Below are 14,364 nucleotides of genomic sequence, written 5' to 3'. Positions count from 1 at the left end.
ATGGCCAGAGAATTTTTCAGCCTCCTACGATGGATATATGAAAGTATTGTTGTGAATACCGCAGATTCAAATAATTTAACAAATTAACAGAAGCCTGTACTCTCCTTCTTTCTCCTGTGGCGCCCGGTGAATACAAGGTAAAACTTTTTGATCGGGATGATCAACCGCCAGTCTCCAAAGATGACCATTTCCTAGATTAACAGGTGTGGCACCAGGCTTAGGCAGATAGTGCAGATCAAAATAATTGCCTTTCAGGAAAGTTTCAAATTCTTCATCATCACCATCGCATAATGTCCGAAGTTTTTCCCGGATTTCAGGGATCATAATCTTCTGTACACATTGGTCATTTGGTAAAAAATCACTGGCTGCACCAAAATAGGTACATAGAAAAGTATCTGTAGCTACAGGTGAACGGTCGACGTGATATGAATAAACATCAGTTGAAATAAAATCGAATTCTTCGTCCCTGTCGTAGCTTTTTAAAAGATTAAGTGAAGGTGCTGCTCCAAACTCTGACAACATCTGCATATCACGGATTATGATTTCTCTTGCCGAATTTCCCCTTTCAGATAAATCAAGTTTCATAAGATCATCAATAAAAATCTCTGTGATATTTTCTTTTAAGATAAGCTTACCTACAATTTCATGAAAATCAACGTCAAGTTCTCTCTGCCAACAAACAGCATTCACATTCCCCTGAAAACCTACAGAAACAAGATCTGAAAAAGAAGAGACGATCCCATAATGACTTTCCGACGAAATGTAATTCATAATAAATAAACGTTGTTTCAACTGCATACAAAAATAAACATTTACCATAACTTTATTGAGATTCGATTGAAGCACTTTCAATACCACATTTTATTTTTTTTAAAATATTAGTACACATTTTGTACTGTTTCGAAAAAAATCGATGACACATCATTATTATAGCATGCTGAAATTCATTGCTCCTGTATTCTTTATTTCAAATCTGTTCAATGCCCAACAGGAATTGCCAAAAAAATATTCTCTATTTAATCCTGTTCCTAAATCGATGATGCGGGAAATGGAGACAGACCGTCCTGATGTCACTGAATCGCCTTATACTGTTGATGCCGGTCATATTCAGTACGAAACGGATCTGCTCAGGCTGAGGAAAGAAAATTCGGAATTAACACAAACCCGTACACTGCTGATCAATCAGGGGAATATCAAAATTGGAATTACTGGATCAACCGCTATGCAGATCGGATTTCAGACTTATGGCGTCCAGAAAGAGACTGAAAAGAGTTCCGGAAATATTTCGCATACCGATGGTTTTGGAGATATCAATTTTAGGATAAAACAAAATCTCATCGGAAACGATAAGGGAAATTTTGTAATGGCGGTTTTGCCTTATATTAAATTTCCGACTTCACAATATGATCATGAAAGTCGCCTGGAATACGGTCTGATTGTACCGATGCTTTATAAATTTGCTGGTGACTGGAATTTAGGATTTCAGGTAGAAGTTGATAAATTAAAAGATCAGGATCAACCGGAAATGCATACCGAATTTCTACAGACTCTTACGATCAGTCATCCTTTGACAAAAAGTATTGATGGTATCGCTGAAACCTATTATACGTATGATTTTAAAGCTCATCAGTTTTCAAATTATATTAATGCAGCAATTCAAATGGAAGTGGTTAAAAACTTTAAAGTTGATGCCGGACTCAATTATGGACTTCAGCATAATGCAGAAAAACATTACTTTGTCGGCTTTTCATATCTGCATTGATTGAAGGTCCAAAACCTTTACATATGAGGATTATTTAATATGCTGAGAAGTCCTTATATCTATTTCATTATCTGATCTTTAGCCAGATTTAGTCAGGGAAATACGGTAATAAAAAGATAAATTAAAAAAATACCGACTAGAACGACACCCTGCATAATATTGGTTTTACCGGTTGCCAGTGATACGGTGATGATGAATAAGGAAAGTCCAAGAAGTAATGTCGATTTTATATCAATGCCTAATGTCATTCGTATCCCTGAAATAACTGATATAATGGCAATTGCGGGAATACTTAATCCAATACTCGCCAACGCAGAACCAAAAGCGAGATTCAGAGAAGTCTGAATCTGATCGTTTTTTGCGGCCCTAAGAGCTGCCAGCCCTTCAGGTAAAAGAACTATACCTGCAATAATGACACCTACTATAGATTTTGGTGCGCCAAGCGAAATAACGATATGCTCAACATCTTTTGAAAGCAGTTTTGCCATCAAAACTACAATCCCTAAGCATAATATGAGCATAAAACAGCTAATATATACCTGTTTCCATGAAGGTTCATCAATATCTTTCTGATCCTTCTGTCCAGCCAGAAGTTTGTTTTGCGGAGATATAAAGAAGCTCCGGTGTCTTATCGTTTGCACCATTGTAAATCCAAGATAAAGTGCCAGTGAGATCAACGCAATAAAAATAAGCTGAAAAGAAGTGTATTCGCCACCAGAGTGACTAATGGTATAATTGGGCAGGATAAGTACAAAAGCCACTACGGCTGTAAGTGTTATTAAAGCTGTACTTACACCCTGTAATGTAAAAGTCTGCTCTCTGTATCTGATCGATCCTGTAACAATACAACTCCCGATAATACCGGTAAGAATAATCATTACAGCTGCAAAGACAGTATCTCTTGCCAAAGTAACCGTTTCAAGACCTTTTGCCCCCATCATAATACTGATGATTAATCCTACTTCTATAACGGTAATCGCAAATGCAAGGAGCAGTGTCCCGAAAGGCTCCCCCAATCTTTGGGCAATAACTTCTGAGTGATATACAGCAGTAAGAACACTTCCTAAAAGTAAGACGGCAAGAATTACGGAATAATAACCCGAAGAGAACACAGCATTTGCAAAATAAAAAATCCATGCAAAAATTGGGACTACTATAGTCCACATCATTAAATATTTTTTTTTAATCATTAATTGTAATCATTTGATTTGATTTCTTTCTGAGTCATGCAATAAAGGATATTATCTCATGCAAAATGATAAAGAAATAATACGTCTCCTGTGTATGCGGGTTTTGACTGATCTTTAATAAGAAGCCTGGCTCCGACCACTACTTTCACTGTTCCTTTAAGGTCATTAACAGATCTTATAGTTGCCTGCAGACATACCTGATCATTAACTTTTACGGGCTGCCCAAATCTGAAATTTTCTATTCCGTAATTGATTTCCATGGTTATATTTCTGACTTCTGCAATCTGTTTCCAGAGATAGGGAATCAGGGAAAGCGTTAAATATCCGTGAGCTATTGTAGATCGATAAGGGCTTTCCTCCGCAGCTCTTTTTTCATCAGTATGGATCCACTGGTGGTCCAGCGTTGCATCTGCAAAACGGTTGATCTGATCCTGATCTATGGTGTGCCACAAAGAGGTACCAACCATAGAGCCTTCCAGCAATTTGTATTCATTAAAATTATTGATAATGATCATTTTAGTAAGTATTTAATTAAACTTTAATAATAAATTTAAAGTGTTTAAATTATTAAACCTCTCACTTAAGCAAGAGGCTGATGAACATGGAAAACGATGTAGTTTGCATCAATATTCATTCAAACAATATATTAAAACAGTCAAGTATAATATTTAGTGAGACAATAGTGGTGTTAATAATAAAAAGTTTTGCCATATGTAAAATCAATGGTCTTTCCGGTAGTTATACCAGCCTTACATTGACAGCATTCAAACCTCTGTCTCCCTGTTGGATATCGAAATTTACTTTGTCATTTTCACGAAGAGACCTCATCGTCAATCCTGAAGAATGTACAAAAATATCTTTACTCCCATCTGCAGGAGAAATAAATCCGAAGCCTTTTGCTTCGTTGAAAAACTTTACTGTGCCTTGTTGCATTGTAATTATTGTTAAATTGTATAGGATAATCTGTAAATTTTACAGCTTTATTTTATATTGTTCCGACGGGCATTGTAAAACCAATCAGACTCTGAATATTCTTCAGATCGATATGCTCGTCTGCCGTACAGAATGAAATTAATGACCCTCCATTTCCGAATTTTCTTATTCTTTCAATTCTCTGAACATAAGTCTGAGGAATATCGGGAAGATCATAATTCACGATATGTAACAGCTGATCCAAATCAACGCCTTTTGCGGCTATATCCGTGGTGATCAAAATCTGGATTTTTCCATTCCTGAAATCATCCAATACGCCGTTTTTAGCAGTCTGAGTTCTGTTTCCATGTATCGATCCTTTGCTGATTCCTGCTTTTTCGAGATCTTGCACCAGTTCATCAGCAATATATTTGCTATGGGTAAAAACCATGGAGCATTTCATCTTATTGCTTTTCAGTAAATCGATTAGCAATCCGGATTTATCTCTTTTCTCAACAAAATATACACACTGCGAAATATTATCCATCTCTACCGATCTTTCGTGTATGGCAATCTCAACAGGATTTCTGAGGAAAACCGATACATATTTCCTCACATAAGCTGAAGGCTCTGTGCAGAAAACCAAGGTCTGTATATTTTTAGGAATTAGTTTCTGAACATCTTTTACCCGGCTTATAAGTACTTTTTCAAGCATTTTATCTGCATCATACAGAACCAGAATTTCCAGTTTAGAAAAATTAATTGGTCTTTTATGAATGATCTCCAGTAATCTTTCGGGAGTTGCTACCAGCACATCTACCCTCTTTCTAAAGGCCGCAAGCTGACTTTCTGTTGATTCCTGGTCGTTAATACGAAGATGCAGCAAAGTCAGATACTTGCTCGACTGATTGATTTTTTCTTCGATTTCTATGGCCGAACGGTCTGTAGAAGCAAGTACCAGAACCCGGATGTTTGTATGCTCGCTTGGATTTCTTTTCAATAGCTGAAGTATGGGTACCGTGAAGGCCGATTTTTTTCCGCTTCCTTTCGGGGCAGATGCCAGGAGATCTTTACCTTCTAAAATAGTTGGTATTACAAAATTCTGTATTTCGGTTGGCTTAGAATACCCGGCTTCCGTAATGGCACGGATAATCGGATTGATTAATTTTAAATTTTTGAAACTTATCATATTTTTTGCAGTTCCCGACACTTTACGGAAAATACATTTTCAAAAGAATTAATTGTACTCATAGGAATTGTATTCATTCCCTATGTTTAACTCACAAAACTTTTCTTTTAAAATTTGGATAGCTTATAAGTTGAAGCTTTTATTTTAATAAGATAAGTTGACAATCGGGCAGCTGAAAAAGCAAACTGAATGATAAAAATATGATTTTAATTATTGCAGAATAGCAAAGCAGGAACCTGTTTTATAAATGCAATGCAAAGCTACGTTAAAACAATTTAGTAATACCACAATATAAATAACTGATTATCAAAATAATATTCGTACATTACGCAGATTAACCAAATTATTTGCAAAGTGCGGATGATTTTAAAACTCCAATCTTATGCAAGCTCTTGCTGCTACGCCAAAGCCACAATCACAAACATCAGACACCCTTCAATCTCCATCTATACGAATTGCTTACTTTATAATGGTACATCATAAGCCGGAGATCTTTAAAGCAATGTTCAGCAAAATCTACGCGCGCGATCAGTTTTATCTTATTCATATAGATCGGAAAGCAAAAGCGGAAGTAACCGAAGAAATCCAGCTATATCTTACACAATTTCCCAATGCATATATTTTAGAGAGCATGAATATTGTCTCGGGAGGATTTAGTATGATCCAGGCAGAGCTTAACGCTATGGAATATCTGTTGAATGTAAGCAAAGACTGGGATTATTTTATCAATCTAAGTGGCGAAGATTACCCTCTAAAATCACAACATATTATCCGCCAGTTCCTTACTATCAATAACGGTAAAAATTACCTTTTTTATTATGATCAAAAATTTTACAGGCCTGATACGCTCCAGAGAATACAGAATCATTTTACGGAACTGACCCATAAAATCTCGTCATTAATCTACAAAAGAGAATTCATGGAAGGTGTAACGCCTTATATCGGTGGCAAATGGTTTATTTTCACCCGAGAAACATGCATGTTCCTGATCAATAACAAAAGGGTTATCGATTTTGAAGATTATTATCTGCATACTCTTCTACCCGCCGAGTCATTCTTTCAGACTGTTCTGATGAATACGATCTTTAAAGATATCATTGTAAACGATGATAAAAGAGCATTTATTGAAAAAACATTTTTTAATAAGAACCTGTACAACAATCATCTAATCAGATCATTAAAAGTTAAAAACCAGCTCTTTATAAGAAAAATTAATGCTAAGACCAACGAAAATATTCTTAACTATATAAACGAAAGTTATGATCTCCCTTTAGCCGAAGTTGATGAAATTGAAAGAGAACTAAAACGTGATGATCGGGATAATAATTAACAAACATCAAATATAAAAAAATATAGCTATTGGATTTTTCCAACAACTATATCATAACATTATTATTTTTTATTATTGATAGACCTATATCTGTTGCGTCTGCCAGTTAATTTTATTAACTAAATTAACCTGTCAAAATGGATAGGAAGGTCATAAATTCTTTTTCCTGTAGCGTGAAAAATGGCATTTGTAATAGCAGGAGGCATTCCTACCCCACCAATTTCACCGACTCCTTTAACGCCTAAATCATTCACGAAAGAATCATTTTCTTCCACAAAAATCACATTAAGATCGTGAATATCGGCATGCACAGGAATATGATATTCTCCAAGATTGGCATTCATATATCTTCCAAATTGATGATCGAGTATTGTTTCTTCATGCAAGGCCTTGCTGATTCCCCAGATCATTCCTCCCAAAACTTGACTTTCTGCTGTTTTAGGATTAATAATTTTACCGGCTGCCACGGCTGTAACAGCCCTTTTCACTTCAATAACCCCAAGTTCTTCATCTACTTCTACCTCAACGAAGACTGCACTATGAACGGCTCTTGCTTTCTTTCCGAAGGTTAAAGGATTAGGCATCGCAGAATTGGTTGTTCTTATTGATTCTTCATCATTAACTTTGAATATTTCTTTGACATCCAGTTGTATCTCTGGTTGATCTTTAACTAAAATAAATCCATTTTTAAAAACGACATCCTTAAACTTGAAATTTTTTAAAGCTGATCCCTTCAATTCTCTGGCTTTTTTGAAAAGTTTTTTATTTAAAGCCTGACAGGCGTTTTGTACGGCAGGTCCAACGGTTGCTGTAGTAAACGACCCACCCTGAATAGGAGCAAACGGCATCTTACTGTCAGCATATGAAAATGTAATATCTTCCATCGGAAGTCCCAGTTCATCGGCTGCAATCTGCGTCATAACCGTCTTCGTGCCAGTTCCGATATCAGTCACGGCACTTTTTATTTCAACTTTTCCATCAGCAGTCATGATCGCTTCTGCGCGTCCCAAAATACGATTGGCATCCCAAATTCCGGTAGCCATTCCATAGCCGACCAGCTTATTTCCTCGCTTCATGCTTCGGGGTTCTGGATTTCTCTGATTCCATCCAAATTTTTCTGCACCTTCCAGATAACATTTTCTGAGCTCTTTACTGGAATATTCCTTATCGCTGCTTTTATCAATCTCAGAATAGTTGATAAGCCTCAAGTCTAGCGGATCTATATTTAATTTGTAAGCAATTTCATCCATCGTTACTTCGACAGCATGCATTCCGGTGCTTCCTCCGGGCGCCCTCATATCAAGCGGGCTGTAAACATCTAATGGAATAAGCTGATGTTCCAGTAACGTATTTTCTGCCGGATACAGCATATTCGCCCAATTGACAACAATTTCCACATAGTCTTCAAAACGCGAAGTTTCACCAACTGCTTTGTGATAAATGGCATTTACTTTACCATCTTTATCAGCACCAAATCTCGTATGCTGCAACGTCGGTGGTCTGTGTCCGATCATGTACATCTGCGCACGATCAAGGGTTACACGAACATTTCGTTTTAAAGACAACGATGCCATTACTGCCATAAAAAGCTGCTGTTGCGGACGAAGGCCCGAACCAAAACCACCACCAACGAATGGTGAAATCACCTGCACATTTTTCATTTTAAGCCCGAAAACATTGGCAACATACATTTGGGAATTGATGGTTCCCTGGGTTTTATCAAAGATGATTAGCTTATCTTTTCCTTCGTAAATTACGGTGGAAGCATACATTTCCATGGGATTGTGATGCTCGGTTCCGTGACTGAAGTGACTGTCTGTTTTTACAAACGAATTCTTATATTCTTTTTCAAAATCACCGGTAGGTTTTGGCGGAGGCGGTTTCAGGAGCGAGGCTAAACCTTTTTTAGGATCTCTCGCCTTATCAAGATTCGTTTTCATATCTGTTTGAAAATTATCCTCTTCGTAAATGACTTTTATTTTTGCTGCAGCATAACGCGCTATTTCAAAGGTTTCTGCAACGACCAAAGCAATTGGCTGACCATTGTATTTAATCTCATTATCTTTAAGCGGTTTAAAAACAATTCCCGGAGGAGCATCCATATCAGCATACTGAAAATCAAACCAGGCAGTCGAAGGTCTGTTATCGTGGGTAAAAACCTCAACAACGCCTTCCATTTTCTTTATTTCTGATGTATCGATGGTTTTAATTTTACCTTTTGTGATCGTACTGTTCACGATATATCCGTACAATAAATCGGGAGCATCATATTCCGCGGCATATTTTGCCTTTCCTGTGACCTTCAGATGACCTTCCAGACGACTTATGGGTTGTCCGACAGATGGTGTATTTTTCATAAAATTTTAATTAGCATTAACAATAAATTATAAAGAAGGTTTTGCCCCCGGTCTCTGAGAGCTTGGGTCGAGCGCCATCATACAATTTCTCACGATCGCTTTTTTAGCCAGCTTAATTTTAAAGCCGTTATGTTCAAAACCTGCTGCTCCCTGTAAAATAATATCTGCTGCAGCCGCAAAATTTTCTGCATCAGCTTTTTTGCCCTTTAAAAATTCTTCAGCTTCTTGTACACGCCAGGGTTTGTGCGAAACGCCGCCCAGCGCAATTCTTGCTTCTTTAATTAATCCATCTTCAAGTTCCAGACCTGTTGCAACCGAAACGAGGGCAAATGCATAAGAACTTCGGTCTCTCAATTTCAGATAAGAATAATTTTTGGAAAATCCATTTCCGGGCAGCTCAATTCCGGTGATTACTTCTCCTTTTTTCAGATTATTGTCTATGTTCGGAGTATCACCCGGAAGCCTGTGAAAATCGGAAAATGCTAACGTCCGATCTCCGTCTAGTCCCGATATATGGACGATTGCAGCCAAAGCAGCCAATGCTACACACATATCCGAAGGAAAAACAGCAATACAATTTTCACTGTGCCCTAAAATGGCGTGAATACGGTTGTATCCTTTGATTGCTGAACATCCTGATCCAGGAGTTCTTTTATTACAGGGTGTGTGGATATCGTAAAAATAATAACATCTTGTGCGCTGTAACAGATTTCCGCCATTAGTCGCCATATTTCTGATCTGTGCCGAAGCTCCTGCCAGAATTGCTTTTGAAAGCAGCGGATATTTTTCTTCAATGAGTGGATGATATGCCGTGTCGGCGTTGGTCATTAAGGCTCCGATTAAAATTCCTCCGTTATCGAGTCCGACAATATCACGTTTTCCCTCAATTTTATTAATATCGATTAAGGTTTCTGCTTCAGTAACAAAATACTTCATCAGATCGATAATATTGGTACCGCCGGCAATGAATTTGTTATCTTCATTTACATTTGTCAATGAAACTGCTTCATCAACACTGTATGCTTTTGTATAGGAAAAATTATTCATAGATACCTTGTTTTACTGATAGTACAGCGTTAATTATTCCTTTATTCGCCCCACATCGGCAAAGATTACCACTCATCAATTCCTGAACTTCTTCACGGGTTTTTGCTTTATTTTCATTTAATAATCCTATGGCACTGCAGATCTGTCCCGGAGTGCAGTATCCGCATTGAAAAGCGTCGTGATCGATAAAAGCCTGCTGAACAGGATGCAGGCTTTCACCTTCGGAAATGCCCTCTATCGTTGTAATTTCCGCATCAGTTTTCATTACACAGAGACTAAGACAGCTCAAAACTCTCTTTCCGTCGATCAAAACCGTACATGCTCCGCACTGGCCATGATCGCAGCCTTTTTTTGTTCCTGTAAAATGCAGATTTTCACGTAGAGCATCAAGAAGTGAAACCCAGGGAAGTACATCCAGATGGTGTTCCTTTCCATTTACTTTCAGTGTAATAGATTGTTTTCCAGTATTTGACATAAATCTGTAATTTGGTTATCGGTTATGATACAAAAAGGAAACCGTTATTCATGAAAACAGGTCATGTGTGGTATATTACGTACTGAAATGATTTTAAATGTATTCAATCTAAATAAGAATATCAGGTCATTAATGAATAAAAAAATATTCCGTACCATTTCGATACAGAATATTTTATGATTGTAATAGTTGAAAATGTTACTTAGTGTGATAATGCCATTAATATTTTATCGGGGGTAATCGGTAAATCTCTCATCCGTACACCGATAGCATTATAAATTGCGTTTGCTATTGCCGGTGCCGTACCAATAATTCCCACTTCTCCCAAACCTTTGGCACCTGACGGATTGATATTCGGGTCCGGTTTATTAATAAATTCAACCTCAATAATAGGTGCATCAGCATTTACGGCAAAGTGATATCCTGCCAGATCATTACCGATGAGTGTACCTAATTTTGCATCGATCTGATTTTCTTCCATTAAAGCCATACCGATTCCGCCAACCGCAGCTCCTGACATCTGATTTGCTGCAGCCTGCGTGTTGATGATTTTTCCGCCATCTCCCACGACTGCCAGCTTTTCTATTTTCACTTTTCCGGTTCGCTTATTGACACGCACTTTACAAAAATGTGCCGCAGATGAACAGAAGGCAAATTTTTCACGCTCACTTCCCGGCTTTGATGCTACTTCAAGACGTACTTCGGTAAGATTATTCGTTTCAAACAATTCTTCGTAAGAAACAAAAACTTTTGAATTATTTTTTAAACTGATGCCTTTATCCGACAGAAGAATATTTTCCAGAACAGCTCCTTTAAAGCCTTGGTTAACCGACGATGCATATTCTGCCAGCTTCTGTTTTAGCTGATTGCTTGCATCATACACGGCTCCACTCACGGAAGACAGCCCTGTACTTCCACCCTGACTTGGTGCAGGAGGCAGCGCTGAATTTCCCAGTTCTATGCTGATTTTATCTTTTGGAATTCCGGTAATTTCGTGGGCAATATTCTGCATTCCGGTTCCGGTTCCGGTTCCAATATCGGTCATAGCGGTCTGTACAACAATATTTCCGTCTTTACGCATGACAATCGCTGCTTTTGCTTCTCTCCTTCCTGCATTCCACATTCCGACAGCCATTCCGTAGCCAATGTACCAATCTCCATCAGTGACGGTAGCAGGAGTTGATTTTCTGGCATTCCATCCAATCATTTTAGCACCTTTTTTTAATCCTTCATCAAGAAAATGAGTAGACCATGGCAGATTTGAATCGGGATGTTTTTCCAGTGAGATATTCTTTAACCTTAATTCAACGGGATCCATTTTAAGTTTATAAGACAATTCATCGATTGCCGACTCTAAAGCGAATACTCCGGTACAGTCGCCCGGGCCTCGCATCCAGGTTGGTGTACTTAAATTTAAAGGGACATTTGCTGCTTCTGTTTTTAAATTGGGAAACTTATAGATTAATCTTGTAACGCGGGTAATACCGTCGTTAAAGTTTTCATAAACAGATGTCTCATTCTTTGCCTGATGTAGAATTCCTAAAAAATTCCCAGACTGATCAGATCCTATTTTGACTCTCTGCCAGGAAGCTGGTCTGTATCCGGTAGCCGCAAACATCTGCGGTCGGGTAAGCATGAGTTTTACAGGGCGCCCAGCCTGCTTTGCTGCCATAACTGAAGCCAAAACGTGAGGCCAGACCCTTAATCCGGAACCGAAACCACCGCCTACAAATTCACTGAATACTTCTATATTTTTTTCAGGAAGTTCAAATAATTTGGCAAACGTTTTCTGAACATTGTTTACGCCTTGGTTTTTGTCATAAAGACGCAACGTATCATTCCCAGTCCAATGCGCGATTGTGGCATGCATTTCCATTGGGTTGTGCACATCAGCCTTAATATTGTATTGCTGATCTATAATAAAAGGTAAATTTTGCCAACTGTCAAAGCTTCCTCTTTCTTTCCCTTCTGCTTTTAAAGCAACGGATTCTTTTGCAGAATCAAAATCGACATTAAAATTATCTTTCTGATATTCAGCTTCTACCAATGAAGCTGCGAAAGTTGCGTCTTCCAGTGTCTCTGCAATGACCATTGCAACAGGCTGACCTTTAAAAAATATTTTATCAGTATGAAAAATCGGTAATCCGAATTTTGCTTCTTTAATTTTTTCTTCAGTCGCCAAACCAGGAACCGAAGGCTTGTGTAAATGTGTGATCACATCAATAACACCTTCTACCGCCTTAGCTTTATCAATCAATATCGATTGTATTTTACCGGAAGGCACTGTACTGTTTACCAACACGGCATAACACATATTTTTCACTTCATATTCAGCAGCATATTTACCGCTTCCGGTTACTTTTTCGACTCCTTCAACACGTCCTTCGGGTCTTTTGGATTTAATTTTCAGTAATTCGAGTAATCCCATAATTGTTACTTTTTAATATATCCTAACCTTATTGATTTACACAACTTTGCAGTGCTGTTACCATAGCTCCCTGAAGCATTGGAATCTTATAGCCGTTTTCAGATAAGGGCTTCAAATCTTTGGTTGCCAATCTTGCTGCCGCCTCAAAAACATCTGTTGTAGCGCGTTTGCCATTCAGAAATTTTTCCACTTCAAACCAACGCCATGGCTTGTGTGCCACTCCTCCTGATGCCAAACGTGCATTTTTTATTGTTTTTCCGTCAAGATCCAGTGCTGCGGCAACCGAAACCAATGCAAATGCATATGAGGTCCGGTCTCTTACTTTTACGTAGGCAGAATGTTTTTCAAAAGCATTATCCGGAATTTCGATACTGGTAATAACAGCGTCCTGTGGCAAATTATTATCGAGCCAAGGTGTGTTCTCCGGTAATTTATGAAAATCTTTGAATGGTATTTTAACTTCTTTCTGATCTTTTGTCTGTGCTATTACAGTTGCATCAAGAGCTGCCAGAGCAACACAGAAATCGGAAGGATGTACAGCTACACACTGATCATTATATCCTGCAACGGCACTCATTCGGTTCGCTCCATGAAGCGCACTGCAACCGCTGTTGGGTTTTCTTTTGTTGCAAGGTGTTGTGATATCATAAAAATAAGGACACCTTGTACGCTGCATCAAATTTCCTGCTGAGCTCGCCATATTTCTGATCTGAGGCGATGCTCCGGCTAAAATAGCTTTTGAAATAAGAGGAAATTTTTCAACAACATCTTTATTATTTGCTATTTTACTGTTGCTAGCCATTGCTCCAATCTGTAATATGTTATTTTGATGATTTACCGTATTAGACAACGCTATTGTTACATCAATCAGGGTTTCCGGCTGAGTAATATTTTTTTTCATCAGATCTACCAGGTTCGTTCCGCCTGCGATATACTGACCGACTGCTGATTTCATTGAAGAAGCTTCAGCTGTAGATTTTACTTTTTCAAAATTAAATGGTCTCATCGGGCTGCAACTTTTTGAATGGACTGAACAATACCGTTATACGCTCCGCAACGGCAAAGATTACCGCTCATATATTCTTTAATCTCTTCCACAGAACCTGTATGGCCTTCATTTACACAGGCAACAGCAGACATAATCTGACCTGGCGTGCAATATCCACACTGAAAGCCGTCGCATTCCACAAAAGCTTTCTGCATTGGATGAAGCTCATCACCATTTGCCAAACCTTCAATCGTTGTAATCTCTTTTCCTTGGGCCATCGCTGCCAATGTAAGGCAGCCCAATGCTCTTTCACCGTCAATGTGTATGGTACAGGCGCCACACTGACCGTGGTCACAACCTTTTTTTGATCCTGTAAGATTAAGCTGTTCCCTTAAAAGGTCAAGCAAGGTAGTACGGGTGTCAACATAGAGGGTATGACTTTTTTTATTAATGGATAAGGTAAGCCTCGATACATTTTTCTTGGGAACAAGATATTGCTTTACGTCCTGATAGAAAGCTTTTACCGACGACGGAATAGCCATAAAACCAGCCAGTAATCCCGAAACCTTGAGGAAGTTTCTCCTACTGTATTGTCCTTTTAATTCCATAAAAATATTTTTTTAAATCAATATAATTGTATACGGATATGGTTCTAACAAATATCAATAAATAAAATTACAAATCGA

13 protein-coding genes are annotated in these 14,364 nt (G+C 38.1%); 2 read left to right on the top strand and 11 right to left on the bottom strand.

Annotated features, from left to right (window positions below; all coding sequences use genetic code 11):
* Positions 1–75: 75 nt before the first annotated feature.
* Positions 76–771, bottom strand: a complete 696-nt coding sequence (locus BMW64_RS04790) for a DUF1826 domain-containing protein (RefSeq protein WP_089998823.1) — start codon at positions 769–771, stop codon at positions 76–78.
* A gap of 142 nt (positions 772–913) precedes the next feature.
* Here BMW64_RS04790 and BMW64_RS04785 point away from each other — a divergent pair, with 142 nt between their 5' ends.
* A complete protein-coding gene (locus BMW64_RS04785) occupies positions 914–1,762 on the top strand; it encodes a transporter (RefSeq protein WP_228400837.1) in 849 nt (282 codons plus the stop codon).
* Positions 1,763–1,854: 92 nt separating this feature from the next.
* Here BMW64_RS04785 and BMW64_RS04780 read toward each other — a convergent pair whose 3' ends face one another.
* The 4 genes from BMW64_RS04780 to BMW64_RS04765 all read right to left on the bottom strand — a co-directional run bounded on the left by BMW64_RS04780 (position 1,855) and on the right by BMW64_RS04765 (position 5,053).
* Entirely contained in the window at positions 1,855–2,952 is a 1,098-nt protein-coding gene (locus BMW64_RS04780; protein ID WP_089998821.1) for a calcium:cation antiporter, read from the bottom strand.
* A 56-nt stretch (positions 2,953–3,008) separates the two neighbouring features.
* Positions 3,009–3,467 (bottom strand): MaoC family dehydratase, encoded by a 459-nt coding sequence (locus BMW64_RS04775; RefSeq protein WP_089998819.1) that lies wholly within the window; start codon positions 3,465–3,467, stop codon positions 3,009–3,011.
* A 223-nt stretch (positions 3,468–3,690) separates the two neighbouring features.
* Positions 3,691–3,885: a cold-shock protein gene (locus tag BMW64_RS04770; RefSeq protein WP_089998818.1), complete on the bottom strand. Its 195-nt coding sequence runs from the start codon at positions 3,883–3,885 to the stop codon at positions 3,691–3,693.
* Positions 3,886–3,937: 52 nt separating this feature from the next.
* Positions 3,938–5,053, bottom strand: a complete 1,116-nt coding sequence (locus BMW64_RS04765; RefSeq protein WP_089999262.1) for a DEAD/DEAH box helicase — start codon at positions 5,051–5,053, stop codon at positions 3,938–3,940.
* Positions 5,054–5,435: 382 nt separating this feature from the next.
* Here BMW64_RS04765 and BMW64_RS04760 point away from each other — a divergent pair, with 382 nt between their 5' ends.
* A complete protein-coding gene (locus tag BMW64_RS04760; RefSeq protein ID WP_089998816.1) occupies positions 5,436–6,383 on the top strand; it encodes a beta-1,6-N-acetylglucosaminyltransferase in 948 nt (315 codons plus the stop codon).
* Positions 6,384–6,502: 119 nt separating this feature from the next.
* On the opposite strand, the gene BMW64_RS04755 is transcribed toward BMW64_RS04760, so the two are convergent.
* From BMW64_RS04755 to BMW64_RS04730, 6 genes are all read right to left on the bottom strand, one after another.
* On the bottom strand, positions 6,503–8,740 hold the full coding sequence (locus BMW64_RS04755; protein WP_089998814.1) for a xanthine dehydrogenase family protein molybdopterin-binding subunit: 2,238 nt from the start codon (positions 8,738–8,740) through the stop codon (positions 6,503–6,505).
* Positions 8,741–8,767: 27 nt separating this feature from the next.
* A complete protein-coding gene (locus BMW64_RS04750) occupies positions 8,768–9,787 on the bottom strand; it encodes an FAD binding domain-containing protein (RefSeq protein WP_089998812.1) in 1,020 nt (339 codons plus the stop codon).
* The gene (locus BMW64_RS04745) at positions 9,780–10,262 is read right to left on the bottom strand and encodes a (2Fe-2S)-binding protein (RefSeq protein ID WP_089998810.1); all 483 of its coding nucleotides are present in this window, start codon (positions 10,260–10,262) and stop codon (positions 9,780–9,782) included. Before BMW64_RS04745 ends, BMW64_RS04750 begins: the two co-directional genes overlap by 8 nt.
* Positions 10,263–10,464: 202 nt before the next feature.
* Positions 10,465–12,690, bottom strand: coding sequence for a xanthine dehydrogenase family protein molybdopterin-binding subunit (locus BMW64_RS04740; protein WP_089998808.1), 2,226 nt, complete (start codon positions 12,688–12,690; stop codon positions 10,465–10,467).
* Between the two features lie 28 nt (positions 12,691–12,718).
* Entirely contained in the window at positions 12,719–13,696 is a 978-nt protein-coding gene (locus tag BMW64_RS04735; protein WP_089998806.1) for an FAD binding domain-containing protein, read from the bottom strand.
* Positions 13,693–14,286, bottom strand: a complete 594-nt coding sequence (locus BMW64_RS04730) for a (2Fe-2S)-binding protein (RefSeq protein ID WP_089998804.1) — start codon at positions 14,284–14,286, stop codon at positions 13,693–13,695. The genes BMW64_RS04735 and BMW64_RS04730 overlap by 4 nt, the downstream gene beginning before the upstream one ends.
* Between the last annotated feature and the right edge of the window lie 78 nt (positions 14,287–14,364).

The sequence above is a fragment of the Chryseobacterium taichungense genome, from assembly GCF_900109935.1.
In the GTDB taxonomy this organism is placed as follows: domain Bacteria; phylum Bacteroidota; class Bacteroidia; order Flavobacteriales; family Weeksellaceae; genus Chryseobacterium; species Chryseobacterium taichungense.
The sequence above is the reverse complement of the archived record's forward strand: the minus strand, read 5'-3'. Positions and strand labels throughout refer to the sequence as shown.

What these genes read in the sequence shown, in the direction of transcription:
- BMW64_RS04765 (WP_089999262.1), bottom strand. Translation starts at nt 5,053, where the DNA reads ATGATAAGTTTCAAAAATTTAAAATTAATCAATCCGATTATCCGTGCC.
- BMW64_RS04750 (WP_089998812.1), bottom strand. Translation starts at nt 9,787, where the DNA reads ATGAATAATTTTTCCTATACAAAAGCATACAGTGTTGATGAAGCAGTT.
- BMW64_RS04740 (WP_089998808.1), bottom strand. Translation starts at nt 12,690, where the DNA reads ATGGGATTACTCGAATTACTGAAAATTAAATCCAAAAGACCCGAAGGA.
- BMW64_RS04780 (WP_089998821.1), bottom strand. Translation starts at nt 2,952, where the DNA reads ATGATTAAAAAAAAATATTTAATGATGTGGACTATAGTAGTCCCAATT.
- BMW64_RS04730 (WP_089998804.1), bottom strand. Translation starts at nt 14,286, where the DNA reads ATGGAATTAAAAGGACAATACAGTAGGAGAAACTTCCTCAAGGTTTCG.
- BMW64_RS04770 (WP_089998818.1), bottom strand. Translation starts at nt 3,885, where the DNA reads ATGCAACAAGGCACAGTAAAGTTTTTCAACGAAGCAAAAGGCTTCGGA.
- BMW64_RS04755 (WP_089998814.1), bottom strand. Translation starts at nt 8,740, where the DNA reads ATGAAAAATACACCATCTGTCGGACAACCCATAAGTCGTCTGGAAGGT.
- BMW64_RS04745 (WP_089998810.1), bottom strand. Translation starts at nt 10,262, where the DNA reads ATGTCAAATACTGGAAAACAATCTATTACACTGAAAGTAAATGGAAAG.
- BMW64_RS04775 (WP_089998819.1), bottom strand. Translation starts at nt 3,467, where the DNA reads ATGATCATTATCAATAATTTTAATGAATACAAATTGCTGGAAGGCTCT.
- BMW64_RS04785 (WP_228400837.1), top strand. Translation starts at nt 914, where the DNA reads ATGACACATCATTATTATAGCATGCTGAAATTCATTGCTCCTGTATTC.
- BMW64_RS04760 (WP_089998816.1), top strand. Translation starts at nt 5,436, where the DNA reads ATGCAAGCTCTTGCTGCTACGCCAAAGCCACAATCACAAACATCAGAC.
- BMW64_RS04735 (WP_089998806.1), bottom strand. Translation starts at nt 13,696, where the DNA reads ATGAGACCATTTAATTTTGAAAAAGTAAAATCTACAGCTGAAGCTTCT.
- BMW64_RS04790 (WP_089998823.1), bottom strand. Translation starts at nt 771, where the DNA reads ATGAATTACATTTCGTCGGAAAGTCATTATGGGATCGTCTCTTCTTTT.